The 18,233-nt window shown below is 66.9% G+C and carries 17 protein-coding genes; 9 read left to right on the plus strand and 8 right to left on the minus strand.

The window, feature by feature from the left end; genetic code table 11:
* Positions 1-83 precede the first annotated feature (83 nt).
* Both ABD768_RS33010 and ABD768_RS33015 read right to left on the minus strand, forming a co-directional pair.
* A complete protein-coding gene (locus ABD768_RS33010) occupies positions 84-539 on the minus strand; it encodes an aldehyde dehydrogenase family protein (protein WP_344847378.1) in 456 nt (151 codons plus the stop codon).
* A gap of 9 nt (positions 540-548) precedes the next feature.
* On the minus strand, positions 549-2,489 hold the full coding sequence (locus ABD768_RS33015; RefSeq protein ID WP_344847295.1) for an alpha-L-fucosidase: 1,941 nt from the start codon (positions 2,487-2,489) through the stop codon (positions 549-551).
* A 106-nt stretch (positions 2,490-2,595) separates the two neighbouring features.
* Between ABD768_RS33015 and ABD768_RS33020 the strand changes: the two genes are divergently transcribed.
* The 6 genes from ABD768_RS33020 (at position 2,596) to ABD768_RS33045 (ending at position 11,570) form a co-directional block, all read left to right on the plus strand.
* On the plus strand, positions 2,596-3,288 hold the full coding sequence (locus ABD768_RS33020) for a GntR family transcriptional regulator (RefSeq protein WP_343966248.1): 693 nt from the start codon (positions 2,596-2,598) through the stop codon (positions 3,286-3,288).
* A 79-nt stretch (positions 3,289-3,367) separates the two neighbouring features.
* Complete coding sequence (locus ABD768_RS33025; protein ID WP_344847297.1) at positions 3,368-6,001, plus strand: glycoside hydrolase family 97 N-terminal domain-containing protein; 2,634 nt, start codon at positions 3,368-3,370, stop codon at positions 5,999-6,001.
* A gap of 125 nt (positions 6,002-6,126) precedes the next feature.
* Positions 6,127-8,622, plus strand: coding sequence for a glycoside hydrolase family 97 catalytic domain-containing protein (locus ABD768_RS33030; protein ID WP_344847299.1), 2,496 nt, complete (start codon positions 6,127-6,129; stop codon positions 8,620-8,622).
* The gene (locus ABD768_RS33035) at positions 8,619-9,884 is read left to right on the plus strand and encodes an ABC transporter substrate-binding protein (RefSeq protein WP_344847313.1); all 1,266 of its coding nucleotides are present in this window, start codon (positions 8,619-8,621) and stop codon (positions 9,882-9,884) included. The genes ABD768_RS33030 and ABD768_RS33035 overlap by 4 nt, the downstream gene beginning before the upstream one ends.
* A complete protein-coding gene (locus ABD768_RS33040) occupies positions 9,881-10,756 on the plus strand; it encodes a carbohydrate ABC transporter permease (protein ID WP_343966258.1) in 876 nt (291 codons plus the stop codon). Before ABD768_RS33035 ends, ABD768_RS33040 begins: the two co-directional genes overlap by 4 nt.
* The gene (locus tag ABD768_RS33045) at positions 10,749-11,570 is read left to right on the plus strand and encodes a carbohydrate ABC transporter permease (protein WP_344847315.1); all 822 of its coding nucleotides are present in this window, start codon (positions 10,749-10,751) and stop codon (positions 11,568-11,570) included. Before ABD768_RS33040 ends, ABD768_RS33045 begins: the two co-directional genes overlap by 8 nt.
* A 4-nt stretch (positions 11,571-11,574) precedes the next feature.
* Here the strand turns inward: ABD768_RS33045 and ABD768_RS33050 are convergent, their stop codons facing one another.
* Both ABD768_RS33050 and ABD768_RS33055 read right to left on the minus strand, forming a co-directional pair.
* Positions 11,575-12,438 carry a helix-turn-helix domain-containing protein gene (locus tag ABD768_RS33050; protein WP_343966262.1) on the minus strand — a complete coding sequence of 288 codons (864 nt, stop codon included), beginning with the start codon at positions 12,436-12,438 and terminating at the stop codon, positions 11,575-11,577.
* Positions 12,439-12,495: 57 nt separating this feature from the next.
* Positions 12,496-13,074: a hypothetical protein gene (locus ABD768_RS33055; protein ID WP_344847320.1), complete on the minus strand. Its 579-nt coding sequence runs from the start codon at positions 13,072-13,074 to the stop codon at positions 12,496-12,498.
* 127 nt (positions 13,075-13,201) lie between these two features.
* Here ABD768_RS33055 and ABD768_RS33060 point away from each other — a divergent pair, with 127 nt between their 5' ends.
* Together ABD768_RS33060 and ABD768_RS33065 are read left to right on the plus strand one after the other, a co-directional pair.
* Positions 13,202-13,477 (plus strand): DUF167 domain-containing protein, encoded by a 276-nt coding sequence (locus tag ABD768_RS33060; protein ID WP_344847322.1) that lies wholly within the window; start codon positions 13,202-13,204, stop codon positions 13,475-13,477.
* 95 nt (positions 13,478-13,572) lie between these two features.
* Positions 13,573-13,722: a hypothetical protein gene (locus tag ABD768_RS33065; protein WP_344847324.1), complete on the plus strand. Its 150-nt coding sequence runs from the start codon at positions 13,573-13,575 to the stop codon at positions 13,720-13,722.
* A gap of 25 nt (positions 13,723-13,747) precedes the next feature.
* Here the strand turns inward: ABD768_RS33065 and ABD768_RS33070 are convergent, their stop codons facing one another.
* Both ABD768_RS33070 and ABD768_RS33075 read right to left on the minus strand, forming a co-directional pair.
* Positions 13,748-14,749 carry a hypothetical protein gene (locus ABD768_RS33070; RefSeq protein WP_344847326.1) on the minus strand — a complete coding sequence of 334 codons (1,002 nt, stop codon included), beginning with the start codon at positions 14,747-14,749 and terminating at the stop codon, positions 13,748-13,750.
* Between the two features lie 2 nt (positions 14,750-14,751).
* Positions 14,752-15,342 (minus strand): hypothetical protein, encoded by a 591-nt coding sequence (locus tag ABD768_RS33075; RefSeq protein ID WP_344847330.1) that lies wholly within the window; start codon positions 15,340-15,342, stop codon positions 14,752-14,754.
* A gap of 107 nt (positions 15,343-15,449) precedes the next feature.
* Between ABD768_RS33075 and ABD768_RS33080 the strand changes: the two genes are divergently transcribed.
* A complete protein-coding gene (locus ABD768_RS33080) occupies positions 15,450-16,316 on the plus strand; it encodes a glycoside hydrolase family 16 protein (RefSeq protein WP_344847332.1) in 867 nt (288 codons plus the stop codon).
* Between the two features lie 54 nt (positions 16,317-16,370).
* On the opposite strand, the gene ABD768_RS33085 is transcribed toward ABD768_RS33080, so the two are convergent.
* Complete coding sequence (locus tag ABD768_RS33085; RefSeq protein ID WP_344847334.1) at positions 16,371-17,207, minus strand: SDR family oxidoreductase; 837 nt, start codon at positions 17,205-17,207, stop codon at positions 16,371-16,373.
* Positions 17,208-17,300: 93 nt separating this feature from the next.
* Positions 17,301-18,218, minus strand: a complete 918-nt coding sequence (locus tag ABD768_RS33090; RefSeq protein ID WP_344847336.1) for a LysR family transcriptional regulator — start codon at positions 18,216-18,218, stop codon at positions 17,301-17,303.
* Positions 18,219-18,233: the final 15 nt, after the last annotated feature.

Below are 18,233 nucleotides of genomic sequence, written 5' to 3' on the forward strand. Positions count from 1 at the left end.
AGCCCCCAGAAAATCCCGCGCCTCTCCACCAACCGCCGCCACCTCGCGCACCACCTCAGCGGCAGGTGGCAGCGCGCGGATTGCTACATCGGGTACTGCGCTGGTTCGCCGCGCAAGGTGATCCAGCGGGTTTCGGTGAAGGCTTCGATGTTGGCTTCGGGGCCGCCGAAGCGGGAGCCGGTGCCGGAGGCGCGGACTCCGCCGAAGGGGGCGTTCGCCTCGTCGCTGACGGTCTGGTCGTTGATGTGAACGATGCCGGTCGGGATCTGCTCGGCGATCGCCAGGCCGCGCATCACGTCCTTGGTGACGATCCCGAGCGACAACCCGTACTCGCTCGAACCCGCCAGCCGGATGGCGTCCTCCACCGAGTCCACCCTGGTCACCGGCGCCACCGGACCGAAGACCTCCTCGGTGAACGCCGCCGCCTCGACCGGTACGTCGGCCAGGCGGGTGCCTACTCTCAGATTCGCGCGCAGCGCGCACCCGGGGTGGGTGGGAGCGCCGAGTGGTGAGCGACGAAGGAGCGAACGGCGAGGCAGCGTGGGGAGTTAGTTTTGGGCGTAGACGCTGACCTCGGCGAGGGAGAGCGGGCCGCTCTGGTTTTCCAGTTGGACTCGGAGGTAGCGGGCGGGGGTGCCGGTGAAGTTGAGGGTGGTGGGGGTGCCAGCTGTGCCGGGGTGGCGTTGGGCGGTGACTCCGGGGGCGGTGCGAGCGGTGGCCAGGTCCGGGGCGGTGATGGGGTTGTCGGAGATGATCACCCAGAAGTCGGTCAGGCGGGAGCCGAAACCACCGTCCGTACGGTTGTAGATCTCGACGTCACCGATGGGGGCCGAGGCGCCGAGGTCGACCTGCCACCAGGCTTCCTTGGCATCGACGGTGGTGTGGGTGACCGAGTTGCCGAAGTAGTTTCCGTCGGTGTTGCCGTCGACCGCCCGGCCCGCGTCGCCGTCGTAGTCGGTGGAGATCTGGGTGGCCGGCTTGTGCAGGGCCAGGTTGCCCGGACGTACGGGGTCGCTGATCAGCTCCAAGCTCAAGTACTCGTGCGACAACGGATCGCGGTACTTCACATGCAGCAACTCAACCGGCCCGGCCGCAATGTCGAGCCCAGCCAGGTTGAGATCGACCCCTCCGTCAGGCCTGACCGTGAACGGAACGGCCCGGCCCTTGGGCGTCTTCACCCAGACCACCGGATTGTTCAGGTTCGGCACCGTCAGCAGATCCTTGTCCCTGGCCGGCCGCTTGAACAAGAACACGTTCATCGTCGCGTCCTTGAAGGTCGTCGCCGCCACCGCACTGGGCCGGATCGGTCCACCCCGCGTGCCGTAGATCGCCGCACCGTACGACTTCATCCACTGACCGACCTCGGCCAGCCGGTCGCGCTGCGGCTTGTCCACCTCCCCCGACGGCTTCGGCCCGACGTTGAACAGCAGGTTCCCATCGCCGGTCGCCGTCGAGATCACCGTCTTGACGATCGTCTCGAGCGACTTCACCCGCTCGTTCGGCCGCCACGACCACTGGTCGCCGATCGTGATGCACGATTCCCAGGCTCGTGCCACGTCGAATGCCCCGACCCGCTGCTCCGGAGTCGAGTAGTCACCGGCCAGCGTCGGCTGCGGGTCCGCCCAGCCCAGCGCGTACCCGCGATTGTTGATCAGGATCCCGGGCTGAAGGTTGCGCGGTACGGAGTGGAACGTCGGCGGCCGGTAGACGCTCAAATCGGTCGGTGCGATCCCGTCGTACCAGAGGAACGAGATGTCCCCGTAGTCACTCATCAACTGCTTCAAATGGCCCATCATGTAGCCGTAATAAGCGTCGTTGTCCCCCGCGACGATCAGCGGATTGGTCCAGTCCCAGCCCGAGTAGTAGAGCCCGAACTCGATCCCGCGCGAGCGGCAGGCGACCGCGACCTCGTCGACCAGATCCCGCTTCGACTTCCCCAGCGGCGTGGTCGCGAAGTCCGGGTAGAACGAGTCCGCGTAGTTCCGCGCACGGAACATCGGGAAGCCGTCATGGTGCTTGCTCGTCAACACCAGGTACTTCATCCCGGCCGACACCGCGACATCAGCCAGATCCTCCGCCCACCCCTTCGCCGGCAGGAACGACTTGTACGCAACGTCGTAGACCGGATCGAACAGCTTGGCCGGATCGTTGTACGGCGAACTCGTCTCGTCCGTCTTGCCGGCCCGGTACGCCTGCCGCCCCCACCCGGTCTCGCGACCGGTCAAGCTCGCCGGCCCGAAGTGCACGAACAACCCGAACCGCAGCCGCGCCAGCGCCTCCTGCGCATCAACCCGTTGCCCGGTCGCATTCAGCTGGACCGGCGCGGCGTGCGCCTGCGACGCCGACGAACCGAGCAGAGTGGCAGCAACACCGGCAGCGGGTGCACCGAGCAGGATCGAACGGCGACGGAGTCCTCCAGCCGGAGATCGGCCGGGGTCTTCGGTGGCAGCGCGGCGGGGTCCTTCAGCGGGAGAATCGGAGTTCGACATCGGAGTGACCTTTCGGTGGCGGGCGGCGAGGCACTCAAAATCGGATACGATATTGGAAATTAGAAGCTGCGCGGCCCAGTGTCAATGGCCGGGGCAGGAGGAGAACGTGCGCGACCAAGACCAGGGCCGGCCACCACGGCTGCGGCCCGCGCCCCGCCTGATGCTGCGCGAAAGCGTGTACGAGGCGCTCAAACGCCTCCTCATGGACAACGCCCTCGAGCCCGGCGCCCGCCTCTCGATCGACGGCCTGGCCCGCGAACTCCAGGTCTCGCAAACGCCCGTACGCGAGGCGCTCTTCCGCTGCGAAGCCGAGGGCCTGGTCGTCCGGCGACCGAACGCCGGCTACCTGGTCGCACCGCTGCTCGGCCGCGACGCCCTCCTCGACCTGTACGACCTCCGCCTCCTCCTCGAACCCACCGCCGCCGCTCGCGCCGCCACCAACGCGACCGACCGGGACCGCCGGGACATCGACGACGCGGTACGGGCGATGGCACCCGCCGTCCACGGCGACAGCTACCAGGCATACCGGGAGTTCGCCGAGGAGGACGCGAAGCTGCACGGCACGATCGCGAGTGCCGGCGGCAACCCGCTGATCGCCGACACGCTCGACCGGCTGCGCGCGCACGTCCACACGTACCGGCTGTACTTCCGCCACGGCATCGCCGAGGTCACCACCAGCGAGCACGAGGCGATCAGCGACCGGATCCGCGCTCACGACGCGGCCGGCGCCGAGCAAGCCATGCGAGCCCACCTCGAGAACTCGCGGACCCGCCTGCTCACCGCCTACGACCAGGACTGAAAAACCAAGTCGAATCATCCATGTCAGCGCGCAAAAGTCTCATTTTCCCGGTCGCCTGCTGTCCGTACTGTCGGACGACATGCAGATCTCCCACAAAACAAGGCGTTTCGCCAAACTCGCGGTCGCCTTGGTCGCCGTCCTGGCCCTCGGTCCACCACTACTCACCGCCGGCCCCGCACAGGCTCTCGTCACCCACACGCTGACCTCGCCGGACGGGCTGACCAACATCACGGTCACCGACCAGGCCGGCGGCGGGCTGACGTACAGCGTCGTGTCGGGAAGCACCAGCATCTTCGGTGACTCGCCGCTCGGCATCACGACCAGCACCGTCGACTTCACCTCAGGACTCACCTACACGGGCGAAGCGCGCTCGATCATCAACGAGACCTACTCGCTGCCCGCCGGGACCAAGCCGAGCTACGTCAACGACGGCCGGCAGATGACGCTGACCTACACGAAGAGCGGCGCGACGATGCAGCTGGTCGTCCGCGCGTACAACGACGGCATCGCCTTCCGGTACGTGCTTGCGGGCAGCGGCGCCATCTCCATCACAGGCGAGACGACCGGGTTCCGCCTGCCGGCCACGACTGGTGGGTGGGCGGCACCGTGGAACTCCAACTACGAGCAGGACTACATCTACCGCAACGCGACCCAGCTCAACTCGGGCGTCGATCTGACGATGCCGGCGCTGGCCTCGATCAACAACAACGCGTACTTCACGTTGATCAGCGAGGCCAACGGCTACAACTCGAACGCGAGCTACGCCCCCGGCATGCTCGAGGGTGACGGTCTCGGCACCGGGCTGCTCAAGCTGTCCCGTACGCCGGACCAGAGCTTCCCGATGTCGAGCACCTACCCCTTCCAGACCCCGTGGCGGGTAGCGGTCATCGCGCCGAACCTCGACGTCCTCTACAACTCCGACCTGGTGCAGAACCTCAACCCACCGGCCGCGACCACCCCGAGCTGGGTGAAGCCGGGACGCGCGGCCTGGTCCTGGTACTCCGACGAGGACAGCGCCTCCGACCTCACCAAGCAGAAGCAGATGGTCGACTTCGCCGCCGAGATGGGCTTCGAGTACATCACCGTCGACTGCTGCTACACCCCGGCCGTCGACCTGCCCGCGATCTCGGCGTACGCCGCCCAGAAGGGGGTCAAGGTCTTCGCCTGGGTCACCGCTGACGCCGGTCAGACCCCCGCCCAGGCGACGCAATTGGTTGCCGATCACAAGGCATACGGGGTGGCCGGCCTCAAGGTCGACTTCTTCCTGAGCGACTCGCAGGCGGTCCAGAAGTGGTACCAGTCGATCGGCGACGCCGCCGGGGCGAACCAGATGATGCTCGATCTGCACGGTAGTACGAAACCGGGCGGCGAGAACCGCACCTGGCCGTGGGTCCTGACGTCCGAGGCCGTGGCCGGTACCGAGCACTACAAGTACCCGCCGCCCACGACCGCGGCCGCCGACGTCACGTATCCGTTCACGCGCGGGCCGATCGGGCCGATGGACTACACGCCGGCGATGATCTCGCAGAACGCCTCGGTGCTGACGCAAGGGCACACGCTCGCGCAGGCGATCGTCTACAACACCGGCATGATCAACTACGCCGACTCGGCCGCGGCGTACGAGCAGTGGCCGGGCCGTCACCTGATGCGGGCCATCCCGACCACGTGGGACCAGACCAAGGTCGTCGAAGGCTTCCCGGGTGATCACATCACGCTCGCCCGGCGGTCCGGGTCCGACTGGTTCGTTGCCGGTATGACCTCGCCTGCCCGGACGGCGACGGTGCCGCTGTCGTTCCTCGGAGCAGGCACCTACACGGCGACGATCTTCTCCGACAACACGTCCGGCCGGGTCCAGGTCAGCACGCAGTCGGTGACCAGTGCAACGACCCTGTCGCTGCCGATGATCGCGACCGGCGGGGTGGCGGTACAGATCTCCCAGACGCCGCTCGCCCAGATCGGCAGTGCCGACACCCGGTACGAAGCGGAGTCGGCGAGCAATACGCGAGCAGGTTCTGCCTCGGTCGACGCCTGCAAGGGGTGCTCGACGGGGTCGAAGGTCGGCAACGTCGGGTCGGGCGGCTCGGTGCAGTTCAACGGCGTCACGGCGACGACGGCCGGTACGCACCGGATGACGTTCACCTACACGTCGGCCGATCCGCGGTCGGTGCGGATCACGGTGAACGGCACGGTACTGAGCACCGAGAATCTGCCCGATTCGGGCGGCTGGGAGTTCGTCAACAAGTGGTCGGTCGACGTGCCGCTCGTCGCGGGCTCGAACACGATCAAGTTCGACAACCCGAGCGCCTTCGCCCCGGACATCGACGCGCTCACCATCGAGCGAGCCACCGAGGCGGAAGCGGCGGGCAACACGCTCGCCGGCGGTGCAGCGACGGGTGCGTGTGCCGGGTGCTCGGGCGGTACGTTCGTGAAGTCGCTCAGCGGTAGCGGCACGCTCGACGTCAACGGCGTCACAGCATCGTCCGCAGGCAACCACACGGTGCGGCTCGATTACGCGAGCGCGACCGCGCAGACCGTCCAGGTTCAGGTCAACGGCGGGACGGCCGTCACCGTCACGCTGCCCGCAACCGGTTCCGCGACGGCCATGGCGACCAAGACACTCGGCCTGACGCTCACCGCGGGGTCGAACGTCATCAGGGTGAAGAGCGCCTCCTCGGCGGCGGTCGGCATCGACAGGCTCAGCGTCGTCCGCTGATCCATCCAGCCGGAGGGCCACGATTCCCGCGGGGGATCGTGGCCCTTCGTATTTCGTCGAATCGTCCATGTACTAACGCCGAACGGCCATGTTCGCGGGATCGGCCGGTCACTAGGGTTGCGCTCGTGATCATCAAGGAGGACTGGATTCCGACGGTCGGCAACGGCACTGTCACCGCGACGCTGGCCGTCGGCGAATCATCCATCGGCCTGAAGCTCAGCCGACACGATCGGCCACTCGGAGTAGTTGCTCTGGGCATCAGCGTCGACGGCGCCGACCTCGGCTCGGGCTCGACCGTGGTGCGCTCGTCGGAGTTCCCCGTGATCGAGGAGTGGTTCGCCCCGGCCGGCAAGGCGCGCGGCAACCACCTGGTCGACCACCGCGAGCTGCGGGTCGACCTGCACCACGCCGCGACCGATCGCGAATGGACGATCCGCCTGCGAGTGAGCCCCGACGGGATCGCCGTCCGGTACGCGATGCCCGAGTTGCAGGGCCTGGCCGGCGTCACCGCCGACAACACCAGCATCGATCTCGAGCTGTTCTCGCGCGCGTGGGTGCTCAAGCACCAGACCTGGTACGAGACGCCGCGGGCCGGTGTCGACCTCGCCGAGCTCGAGCCCGGTTCGTACGGGTTCCCGTTTCTGGCTCAGTCGGGTGACGACTACCTGCTCGTGTCGGAGTCGGGCATCGACGGGCGGTACTCCGGCGCGCATGCGGCGATGTCAGGTACGACGCTCGGCTTCGAGATCGCCGACGCGGCCGTCGAGATCGCTCGCGGTGATGTCACGCCGTGGCGGGTGTTCATCATCGGCTCGCTCGCCGACGTCGTCGAGTCCCTGTTCGTCGACGAGCTGGCTTCGCCGGTACGGCCGGAGCTCGCTGACGCCGACTGGATCAGGCCGGGCCGCGCCGCGTGGTCGTGGTGGTCCGACTTCTACTCCGGCGCGCAACTCGAGCAGCAGAAGCGATTCGTCGACGCCGCGGCCGAGATGTCCTGGGAGCACCTGCTGATCGACTGCGGCTGGGAGGAGACCTGGGTCCCCGAGATCGTCGCGTATGCGAGCAGGCGGGGAATCCAGGTGCACCTGTGGACGGTGTGGCACGACCTCGACGGGCCGGACAAGCTCGGGCGGCTGGCGCTGTGGCGTTCGTGGGGGGTGGCCGGGATCAAGGTCGACTTCATGGAGTCGGAGTCGAAGGACCGGTACCGCTGGTACGACTCCGTGCTGCAGGAGACCGCGCGGCTGGGGCTGATGGTGAACTTCCATGGCTCGGTGATTCCGCGGGGGTGGGCCCGGACCTGGCCGCAGGTGGTGGGGTACGAGGCCGTGCGCGGTTCGGAGTACTACGTGTTCTACAACGACACTCCGTTGACGGCTGAGCACAATGTCATCCTGCCGTTCACACGCAATGTCGTCGGGGCGATGGACTACACGCCGGTGGCCTTCTCGGCCGCGGATCGGGTCACCAGCGACGGCCATGAGCTTGGACTCAGCGTGGTGTTCGAGTGCGGGATCACGCACTTCGCCGACGATGTCGCCGCCTATGCCGAGCGTCCACTCGCCGCCCGCTTCCTGGCCGAGCTGGCGCCGGTGTGGGACGAGACGGTACTGCTCTCAGGCACGCCTGACACCGAGGCCGTGATAGCCCGCCGGCACGGCGACCGCTGGTTCATCGGCTGCATCGCCACTGGCCGCCGCCGAACCCTGACGATCAACCTGGACCGCCTCGGCCTGATCAACCCAACCACCTTGCTCATCGAGGACACCACCGGGCTGGCCGACAGCACTGGGTCTGCCGACGACGCCGCCGGGCTGGTCGAGCGTACGGTGTCCGGCAGTTCTTTCGAGGTCTCACTGGCCGACAACGGTGGCTTCGTGGCGATCGTTTCCGACGGTGAGCTTTTCCGGTCGGCTCCCCGGGCCGTCGTGGATGCGCCGACAGTCGAGCCCGAGCTTGCCGTGTTCGACGACGACAACGTCGCTGTGGTCAGGACGAGCGCCGATGCGCGGGTCCGCGTGGCACCTGGCTGGAGCGCCGAGGTGGTCGGCGACGGCCGCTGGCGGATCCAGGCTCCGAGTGACTTGCCACCCGGATCTCAAGGCATCGTCACCGTCGAATCGACTTCGATGCCTCCGGCAATCACCCATGCGCGAGTCGTGGCACCACTCGTGGCCGGCGTACATCGTGTCTCTGCTCTGCCCATGCTGGCTTTCCAGAACGAGAGCGGCCCGGTCGAGCGCGACCTGAGCAACGGCGGCGGCAATCCGGCCGACGGGTCCCCGATGCGGATCGCCGGAGCGCACTTCGCCGACGGCCTCGGGGTGTCGACGCCTTCGAAGGTCGACCTGTACTTCGGCGGTCACGCCGGCCGGTTCACCGTCAGCGTCGGCATCGACGACGAGACGCCGCTGACCAGCGCGCGAGCGGTCGTGAGCGGCGACGGCCGGGAGCTGAGTTCCGTCGTACTGGAAGCGGGAAACACCGCCGTGGACCTCGATGTCGATGTCTCCGGCGTTCGCGTTGTCACCTTGTCCACCCGAGAGGTCGCCGCCGGCGACCCTCCAGCACACGTGGACTGGGCTTCGGCCCGCTTCATCGTGACGAAAGGAAACAGATGAACAGGAAGTCGTTGCTGTCGATCGCGGTCGTGGCCGCGCTGCTCGCCGGATGTTCGGGCGGCGGCGACAAGGCGTCGAGCTCTGACGGGCCGGTGACTATCACCTACGGCATCTGGGCCGGCACCCAGACCCCTGCCATGCAGGAGATCGCCGCTGCCTTCACCAAGAAGAACCCGAACATCACGGTGAAGATCCAGGAGCGGCCGTACCCCGAGTTCTGGTCGACCCTGCAGACCGGCGCCGCGGGCGGAACCGCACCCGACGCCTTCTGGATGCTGGCCCAGCAGATCAGGCCGTACGCGGCCGGAAACCAGCTGCTCGACATCACGGACACGGTCAAGAAGGACAACGTTGACCTCGGCAACTACCCCCAGGCGGTCCTCGACCTGTACGACCAGGGCGACGGCAAGCTCTACGGCCTGCCGAAGGACGTCGACACCAACGCCGTCTGGTACAACAAGGCGATGTTCGACAAGGCCGGCGTCGCCTACCCGAAGGCCGACTGGACCTGGGCCGACTTCCGCGAGACGGCGAAGAAGCTGACCGACCCGGCCGGCGGGACCTGGGGTGTGGCCGCGCCGCTCGACTACCAGGGCGGGTACTACAACTCGATCTTCCAGGCCGGCGGCAAGGTGATCTCCGACGACGGCAAGACCGCTGCCATCGACAGCCCCGAAGCCCAGGCGGGCATCAAGTTCTGGACCGACCTGCAGGCCGACAAGTCGTCGCCGACCCTGCAGCAACTGTCGGACACCGAGGGCGAGACGATGTTCGAGCAGGGCAAGGTCGCGATGTACGTCTCGGGTGCCTACTGGGCGCTCAAGCTCTACGACAACAAGGCGATCCGGGCCAAGGTCGACGTCGCGCCGCTACCGACCGGCGTGAAGCAGGCCACCGTGACGAGCGGGATCGAGAACGTCGGGTACGCCGGTACGAAGCACCCCGAGGAGACGAAGAAGTTCCTGCTCTTCGCGAGTGGCGAGGAGGCCGCGAACATCCAGGCGAAGTCGGGTGCGGTGCTGCCTGCGTACAAGGGCACCGAGAAGACGTGGATGAACGCGATGCCCGAGTTCAAGAACCTGCAGACCTTCATCGATGCCAAGGCGTACTCCGTACCGCTGCCGGTGCAGGGCAATGCCGCTGAGTGGCAGGGGCTGCAGGCGAAGTACCTGACGCCCGCGTGGGACGGCAAGGTTTCGGTCGCCGACGCTGCGGCCCAGTACGCCGATGCCATCGACAAAGTACTGGCCGAGAACGGATGAGGAAGCGTACCGACTGGGCGGCCTTCGCCATGATCGCTCCGGCGTTCATCGGCCTGGCCGCCCTGTACCTCTGGCCGTTCGTCGCGACCTTCCTGAAGAGCTTCCGGAAGGTCCCGGTCTTCGGCCCGAGCCGGTTCAACGGGGTCGAGAACTACCAGAAGCTGCTCTCCGACGCGGATTTCTGGAGTGCGCTCGGCAACTCGGCGAAGTACACCGTCATCGTTTTGCTGGGCATTCCGTTGGCGGTCGTCTTCGCTGCCCTGATCCAGCAGGTCTCTCGCGGCCGGGGCATCTACCGGGTGCTGTTCTTCCTGCCGGTGGTGACGCTGCCGGTCGCGGTGGGAATGGTTTGGCGGTTCATCCTGAACGGCGATTTCGGGCTGCTGAACTACGTGTTGTCGCTGTTCGGCATCCCGGGCGAGTACTGGGTGGCCGATGACCGGTTCGCCGTTTACGCGTTCGCCGTGGTCGGTATCTGGATGGGCCTCGGCGTGAACCTGATCATCCTGGGCGCCGGACTGCAGAACATCCCGGTCGACCTCTACGAGGCGTCGGCGCTCGACGGCGCGAACCGGGTCCGGCAGTTCTTCTCGATCACGCTGCCGCTGCTCAGCCCGAGCGTCTTCTTCGTGACCATTCTGACGACTATCTCGGCACTGCAGATGTTCGACCTGGTCTTCATCATGCTCGGCAGCATCAACAACACCGCGCTGAGTGGCTCGAAGACCATCGTGTACCTGTTCTACGAGGCGGCCTTCGTGCAGTTCAAGCAGGGGTATGCCGCGGCGATCGCGATCGTGCTGCTGGTGATCATCATGATCGTGACCGCGATTCAGTTCCGTCTTCAGAAGAAGTGGGTCGTCTATGACTGACCGTCGCGGGCAATGGCGGCTCCATGTCGTCCTGATCATCGCCGTGCTGCTGATGGTCGTCCCTTTCGTCTGGGAGATCCTGACGTCGTTCAAGACCAGCAACGAGGTCGCGTCGCTGCCGCCGACGCTGTTCCCGTCGGATCCGACGGCCAAGGGCTACCGCAGCTTCTTCCACGTCACCCCGTTCTGGGCGCAGTTCTCCGTCTCGGTGATGTCGCTGGTCCTGCGGGTCGTCGGTCAGGTGTTCGTGTCCGCCCTCGCCGGGTATGCCTTCGCGCGGTTGAACTTCCCTTTGCGCAGGACGCTGTTCGCGTGCTTCATGGTGATGCTGATGGTGCCGAGCCAGCTGTTCCTGCTCGGTCAGTTCGACATCATGAAGGGGCTGGGGCTGCTCGACACGGTGCCGGCACTGGCCATCCCCGGCATCTTCTCGGCCTTCGGGACCTTCCTGATGCGGCAGGCCTTCCTGACGATGCCGAAGGACTACGAGGAGGCCGCGCGACTCGACGGCGCGGGCACCTTCCGGACGTTCTGGAGCGTGATGTTGCCGATGGCACGCTCGATGATCGCCGCTCTCGCCGTACTGACGTCGCTGTACTCCTGGAACGATCTGCTCTGGCCGCTGATCGTCGCACCGGCCGGCGACGCCAGGCCGCTGCCGGTCGGGCTCGCCAGCCTGCAGGGGCAGTTCGGCACCGACTACCCGACCCTGATGGCGGGCGCGCTGATCTGCACGCTGCCGTTGGTGATCGTCTTCGTCGTGTTGCAGCGGCAGTTCTTCGCCGGTATCGCCAACAGCGGGCTGAAAGGCTGACCCATCAGACCGCGTCGCGGCGGCGGAACTGGGTCGGGCTCATGCCGTGGAACCGGCTGAACTGCCGCGAGAAGTAGAGCGGATCGGAATACCCCAGCTCGTCGGCGATACTGGCGACCGTCGCCGGCGAGCCGTCGAGCAGCTGCCGCGCGCGGGCCATCCGGAGGCTCTGGTGATGGGCCAGCACTCCCCCGCCGGTGACCTTGCGAAACAGCGCGCTCAGATGCGACGGCGAAACCCCGACCAGCTTCGCCAGCTCCGGAACCTTCACGCTGCTGTCCAGCCGATCGGCCAGATAACTCATTGCCCGCTGCAACGGATCGCCGTCGGCAGGCATCACCCGGTCCACATTGATCTGGGTCAGCAGTTTCCACGCCGCCCCCGCCGTACCGATCAGCCAGGCCGGCGACTGCCCCCGCTCCAGACTCGAAACGATCTCGTCCAGCAACGCCACCGCCCGCTCCATCCGCCGGATCGGCACCAGCGGCCGCGCCGCCGAGACCTCGAGCGTCTCCACCAGCTCCGCCACGTCGGTCCCGGACAGATGACACCACCAGATCGACCAAGGACTGTTCTCGTCGGACCCATAGGTGTGCGGCACCCCTTTGGGAATGATCAACGCCGTCTGCGACCCGATCCGATGCGTCGCCTCCCCCACCCGGGCCCACCCGGTCCCTGCCGCACACACGATCACGATCGTCTCGTCGATCCCCCGCGGCCGCTGCATCCGATGCCCCCGGGCCATCGGAAAATAACCCGCCACAGTCACCAGCAGACGCCGCGTCACCGGCCGCCCCAAGGCCCCCGTCACGAGCGGCCGCGGCACCACGACGATCCGCTCGTTCCGAAAGCCTTCCTGGATGGGCATCCCCCCATGATGCACCATCCAGGACACAATTCCCGTTACGAATAAGGCGTTTCCAACTCAGCCGACCAAGGTGAATGTCCTGGTCGCCTTGGCCAGCGTCGTGGTCAGTACGGCCCGGTCGCCGAGCCGCCCACCGGCAGTGATCTCCACCGCCTGATCCGTGATGCCGTACAGGCTGACGAACCGGGTGGCCACCCATCGGGTGGTAGCTCCCGAGCGGTAGCTGTAGACAAGCGTCGCCATCGTGACCTTGCCACCACGGGCTGTCGTGAGCGTGCCAGTCGCCCTCCCGAGGATCCGCAGCCCCGGCGTACCGCGAAGCGCCACCTCCCGCTTCTTCATCGCCGCGGCCGGCGTGATCTTGTGCCGCTGATCGAGATCGAACCGAATCATCCGGGCCGCCGACGGATCCACGAACCGGTCCTGCCACCTGCCGGTCTTCACCTGCCGCCACGCCCGCGGTACCGACACCACCCCATTGCAGTAGTCCGGCGAGGTGCACGCCAGCATCCGCTGCGCATAAACCGTCGCCTGCACAGTGCTGACCGACTGCGGCGCAGCACCAGCCGGCACCCCAACCCCCAACGCCATCCCAGCCGCCCCCAAGACGGCGGCACCCACTCGCCAAGCCCTCATCACGTCTCCCCTTCGACCGAATACCTCCGATGCAGGTGAGACGCACCAGCCCATCCTCAGGTTGGAAACTGACGTGCATCCTAAGGAACAACACTCCCCCGACCACCTGAACCTGCAGACTTTGCTCATGCGAATCCTGCTCCGGGTGAAGCCGGGCGCCTCACGGACAGCCGTCGGTGGCCGGTACGACGGCCCGGCCGGCCCCGCCCTGGTGGTCGCCGTCGCCGCTCGAGCGGTCGAAGGCCAAGCAACGAAGGCTGTCCTCCAAGCAGTCGCAACAGCGTTCGGAGTACGCCCCTCAGCCGTAACCCTCGTCCGAGGCGCGACCAGCCGCGACAAACTCATCGAAATCCACGGCGACGAGACCGCCCTCCAGTCGAGGCTCGAAAGCCTGCGCGACTGAGGCACGCCGCGGTCGGCGTGATTGCGGAGCATTTGCCGCGGGTACCGGAGGCAGGCCCGGTATCACCCGGACACCCTCAGTTGAGGAGGAGACCGATGAGTACCAACCCACTCACGCCGATGCCGCCGCCCCTGCCGGACCCCGACGATCCCAACCGTCCCGAGGACGACCCGGACCTCAACCCGAGCCCTGAACCCGACAGCGACCCCGACGAACAGCTCCCCCACATCGAGGAACTCGGCTAAGACGCCGAGACGAGTCGAACGGGATTCAGCGGTCGAGCGTCCGGTCAGGGGCTGACGGAGTGTTCGGCCGGTGGAGGGCGCCTGGTGTGGCCGGCTGTTTTGTTACGGCGCCTCGGGCGTCCGCGTTGGTGGCTAGTACGGCGCGTAGGTGGTCGACCTCTGGATCGACCGGGCGCCACGTCGGGAAGGGATCCTTGGCGGGCGGCAGGGTGTCCATGCCTCGGTCCGCGGCGGTCAGGGCCTGGTCGGTCATCGGGCCCGTTGTGGGATTGAAGGTGCCTTGCTCGCCAGGGGTGCGGACCTGCGTCGTGTACCAGACACGGTCGGCATGTGGGCGCAGTTCGGGGTACTCGACCGCGTAGTACTCGGTGTCCCGCCACGGCTGCTGACAGATGACGCCGGTCTCGAGCTCCGGGTTGGCCTCCATCGCCGCCGCCGTGTCGCGGGCGTACTGCGCCGACATACAGGACCAAACCTCTCGCTGAAACGCATAACCGTCGCCCGGGCGCGCCTCCTCCATCACCCGGATCCGCGCATCCAGCTCGGGATCCTCACTCCGCAACGCCCGCAGGTGATCCGGCGACACGTCCGACCACAACTGCATCCGCTCGATCGTGCCGCCGTCGGTGGTGCTCTCCAGCAAGACGATGTCCGGGTTCTCGTTGGCGAGCATCTCGGCCACCTGCATGTTGCTCAGCTCACCGCTGTCAGTACGAACCGGATCTCCAGTCGCCGGATCGAGCGTCGGCCCGGCCCAGAACAGCCGCGTCCGGTCCGGCCCGGCGTCGACATCGAACCAGCGCTCACCTCGCCGCGTCGCCTCGATCCCGTCGGCAAGCCAGTGCGCCAGATCATGCTGAGACTCCAGCGGTACGCCGCGCTCAACCAGCTCCAGCCGCGCAGCCTCGAACAACGCCTCGCTCTCCGCAACGTTCCGCGGCGCGGGAGCTCGTCCCGTATGAGTCGCACGGGCCCGCTCGAAGTGCTCGTCATCAAGCACATCGAGTACGACCCCCAGCGACCCCATCACTAGTCAGCGCCCCGCCGCACCAACTGCTGCACACTCATCGCCGGGTGCTTCGGATCGAACTCCAACCCCGCATGGGCCGCGTACAGATGAAACTCCAGCCCCGGCCGCTCCCACACCGCCAAATACCCGACCCTGCGCGGGTCGTACTCATCCCGCCACCGCGCCGTCGGGAAATCGGGATCCACACAGGCGCCGACATACCCGGGCTCCCCCAGGTACCGGCGTACCAACTCCAAATACCGCGGCCATTGCTGCTGCCGCATGATCCGCACAGCTTCGGCATAGTCCTCCGCCGTCAGCCTGTACGCCGCCCACCCACCCCGACTCGTATCGAACGACGCACTCTCACTCCCCACCACAACCAGCGACCCCCGCTGAGTAGTGAACGACCACCCCGTCTGCCGCATGTCCACGGCCTCGGTAACCGGTTCAGAACTCCACCCAGCAGCGAGCAGCACCCGGTCCCGCAACTCCCCCAGCGCCGCCGCCCCACCGCCGCCCGGCCCCCACATCGCACGCCAGTCCCGCACATCCGCAATGTCCGCCAACACGGCCTCGAGATCGCCCAGCGGCTCGTCCTTGATCTTCACCACCGCAGTATCACATCGGCCTAGACCACCACCCCATATCTCAATTTGACCACTTATTTACCAGTATGAAACCGTGGCCTCAGCTTCCTTGACCAACTGGAGACGTGATGAACCGAGTTCGCCCCGCGGCGGCACTGCTGGCGGCCGTCGTGGCGACGGCGGCTCTGCTCACCACCGGCTGCGACGACCAGCAAGACGCCGACGCAATGCCGAGTCCGTCGGCGCTGAAGATCTCCTGGCAGGACGAGTTCGACGACGCGGCCGGCAGCAAGCCGGATCCGGCGAAGTGGGGCTACCAACTCGGCGGTGAGCCGCAGTGGGGCAACGAGGAATGGCAGTACTACACCGACCGTACCGAGAACGCCGCGACCGACGGCGAGGGGAACCTGGTGATCAGCGCCCGCCGGGAGAAGGTGCCCGGGATGGAGGACTGCAAGTACGGTCCCTGCGACGTCACCTCGGCCCGCATCACCACAGCGGACAAGTTCGACCAGGCGTACGGCAAGTTCGAGGCCAGGATCAAAGTCCCGGCCGGCCAGGGCCTGCTGCCCGCCTTCTGGGCCATGGGCAACAACGAGGACGAGGCCGACTGGCCGGCCAACGGCGAGATCGACATCATGGAGGTCGTCGGCAGCGAGCCCGGCAACGTCTACGGCACCATCCATGGTCCGGGGTACTCCGCGACGGAAGGCCCGACGAAGGCCAGCGCGCTCCCCGAGGGCAAGGCCTGGGCCGACGACTTCCACGTGTACGACATCGTCTGGTCGCCCAACCTGATCGTCTGGCACGTCGACGACCGCGAGTACTACCGCGTCACCCCGGCCTCAGTACCGAAGGGCAAGAAGTGGGTCTACGACCACAACTTCTACCTCCTCCTCAACCTCGCCGTCGGCGGCACCTGGCCCGGCGCCCCCGACAACAACACCGACTTCCCCGCCCAAATGCTGATCGACTACGTCCGCGCCTACTCCTGAGACCAGCTGCATCACCAGCCGTTGTGGCATCCCCAGACAGCTTCCACGGCCCGCCTATGCGCCCGTGTCGGCGCTGACCGAGTACGCGACCGTCCGATGCGTGTCGTGTTCGGCGAGCCGGGCGACGAGCGATGCCCGTACGTCGTCGTAGGTGTCAGACCCGAGCGGCAGACGGAGCGGTGTCTGTCCACTGTCCACCAGATCGATCATCGCCGTGGCGATCTTCCGCGGATCACCGGGCAACGAGAAGTTGCCGTCAGCAAGCATCCGGCGCACCTCGCCGGCCGGGGTGTCCGTGTACTCCGGCATGGCCGGCGCGGTGGCGAGGGAACTGCCGAAGCCAGTCGGCGTCGCGCCCGGCTCGACGATGGTCAGGCTGATGCCGAACGGCGCGACCTCAGCTGCGACAGTCTCACTGAAGCCTTCGATCCCCCATTTGGAAGCGTGGTAATAGCTGAAGTTCGGGTAAGTGGTCTGCCCGCCGGCGGTCGAGACCTGCAGAATCCGGCCGTACTGCTGAGCACGCAGGTGCGGCAGTGCCGCGCGGACAGCGTGGATCGAGCCGAGCAGATTGGTGTCGATCACCTGCCGGATCTGTTCGTCGGTGGCCTCCTCGACCGAGGCGAACACGCCATAGCCTGCGTTGTTCACCACCACGTCGATCGTGCCGAGCGCCTTGAACGCATCGTCGACCACGCGCCGGACCTGCCCGGCGTCGGTGACGTCCAGTTGCGCGGTCCAGAGCAGGTCGCCGTACTCCGCGCGCAGATCGTCCAGCGCCTCGGGCCGGCGAAGTGTCGCGGCCACTCGATCACCCCGACTCAGCAGTTGCTCGGTCAGCAGACGCCCGAAGCCGGACGAAGTACCAGTGATGAACCAGGTGTTGGTCATGATTCCCTTTCGATTCGGTACTTCCAGGTTGAGCCGAATCGAGGCATCTCACAAGCGACGGTTTCTGGCCCCAGCCATGCAGAAACCTGATGTCTAAGGCGCCCTGGTACCGAACTCGACCGCCTCCGCCTGCAATGCGCCAACCATCGCCGACGCAGCCGGACCAGGATCCGCGCCGGTAACCGCCCAGGCCGTCCGCCCGAACCCACTCCCCTCCTCACGAACCGGAACCCACCGAACCCCACGCGGCACCGACTCCGCAGCCACCCCAGGCACCAACGCGATCCCCAGCCCCGCGGCAACCAGACCAAGCCGAGTCGGCCAATCACGAACAGCAAAGGAAACCCGCGGCTCCTCGATCCCCGGCCAAGCACCGAACTCCGGCGCATCCCCAGAACGAGCACCAACCACCCAAACCTCATCCACAAGCTCGTCCGGCCGCACAAACTCACGTGCCGCAAACGCATGCGACTCAGCAACCGCCACACCACTACCTCGCCCGCGAGCCAACTCGGACAGCTGCAACCCATCGAGCTCGTACGCCGGCAGCCCCTTCCCCGTCGCCAGAATGGCCACCTCCAACCGCCCCCGCCGCAACGCCTGCAACTGCGCCGGCGTCGACCCCTCCACCACCCGGATCTGCAACCCCGGATGAACCCGCAACAGCCGCCCGATTGCCCTAGGCAACAACACCGCACTGGCAGTCGGATACCCACCCACACTCAACCGCCCGGCAAGCCGATCCCGCAACCCCGCCAGTTCCTGCCCAGCCGCAGCAACCCCATCAATCACCCGCCCCGCATGCCGCACCAACACCTCACCGGCAGCCGTCGCCCGCACCCCACGCGCATGCCGCTCGAACAACGCCGTCCCCACAACCTTCTCCATAACCAAAACCTGCCGAGACACCGCCGACTGGCTGTACCCAAGCCGCTCAGCCGCCCCACTGAACGACCCCGCCCGAGCAACCTCCAACACAACCCGCAACCCCACCAACGTCATCTCCACCATCACCAAACCCTAGCC

The organism is Kribbella ginsengisoli, from assembly GCF_039537185.1.
GTDB lineage: Bacteria > Actinomycetota > Actinomycetes > Propionibacteriales > Kribbellaceae > Kribbella > Kribbella koreensis.

Excerpts from the sequence above, each read along its gene's own strand:
- ABD768_RS33015 (WP_344847295.1), bottom strand. The coding sequence starts at position 2,489 with ATGTCGAACTCCGATTCTCCCGCTGAAGGACCCCGCCGCGCTGCCACC.
- ABD768_RS33025 (WP_344847297.1), top strand. The coding sequence starts at position 3,368 with ATGCAGATCTCCCACAAAACAAGGCGTTTCGCCAAACTCGCGGTCGCC.
- ABD768_RS33035 (WP_344847313.1), top strand. The coding sequence starts at position 8,619 with ATGAACAGGAAGTCGTTGCTGTCGATCGCGGTCGTGGCCGCGCTGCTC.
- ABD768_RS33040 (WP_343966258.1), top strand. The coding sequence starts at position 9,881 with ATGAGGAAGCGTACCGACTGGGCGGCCTTCGCCATGATCGCTCCGGCG.
- ABD768_RS33045 (WP_344847315.1), top strand. The coding sequence starts at position 10,749 with ATGACTGACCGTCGCGGGCAATGGCGGCTCCATGTCGTCCTGATCATC.
- ABD768_RS33050 (WP_343966262.1), bottom strand. The coding sequence starts at position 12,438 with ATGCCCATCCAGGAAGGCTTTCGGAACGAGCGGATCGTCGTGGTGCCG.
- ABD768_RS33055 (WP_344847320.1), bottom strand. The coding sequence starts at position 13,074 with ATGAGGGCTTGGCGAGTGGGTGCCGCCGTCTTGGGGGCGGCTGGGATG.
- ABD768_RS33060 (WP_344847322.1), top strand. The coding sequence starts at position 13,202 with ATGCGAATCCTGCTCCGGGTGAAGCCGGGCGCCTCACGGACAGCCGTC.
- ABD768_RS33065 (WP_344847324.1), top strand. The coding sequence starts at position 13,573 with ATGAGTACCAACCCACTCACGCCGATGCCGCCGCCCCTGCCGGACCCC.
- ABD768_RS33070 (WP_344847326.1), bottom strand. The coding sequence starts at position 14,749 with ATGGGGTCGCTGGGGGTCGTACTCGATGTGCTTGATGACGAGCACTTC.
- ABD768_RS33080 (WP_344847332.1), top strand. The coding sequence starts at position 15,450 with ATGAACCGAGTTCGCCCCGCGGCGGCACTGCTGGCGGCCGTCGTGGCG.
- ABD768_RS33085 (WP_344847334.1), bottom strand. The coding sequence starts at position 17,207 with ATGACCAACACCTGGTTCATCACTGGTACTTCGTCCGGCTTCGGGCGT.
- ABD768_RS33090 (WP_344847336.1), bottom strand. The coding sequence starts at position 18,218 with ATGGTGGAGATGACGTTGGTGGGGTTGCGGGTTGTGTTGGAGGTTGCT.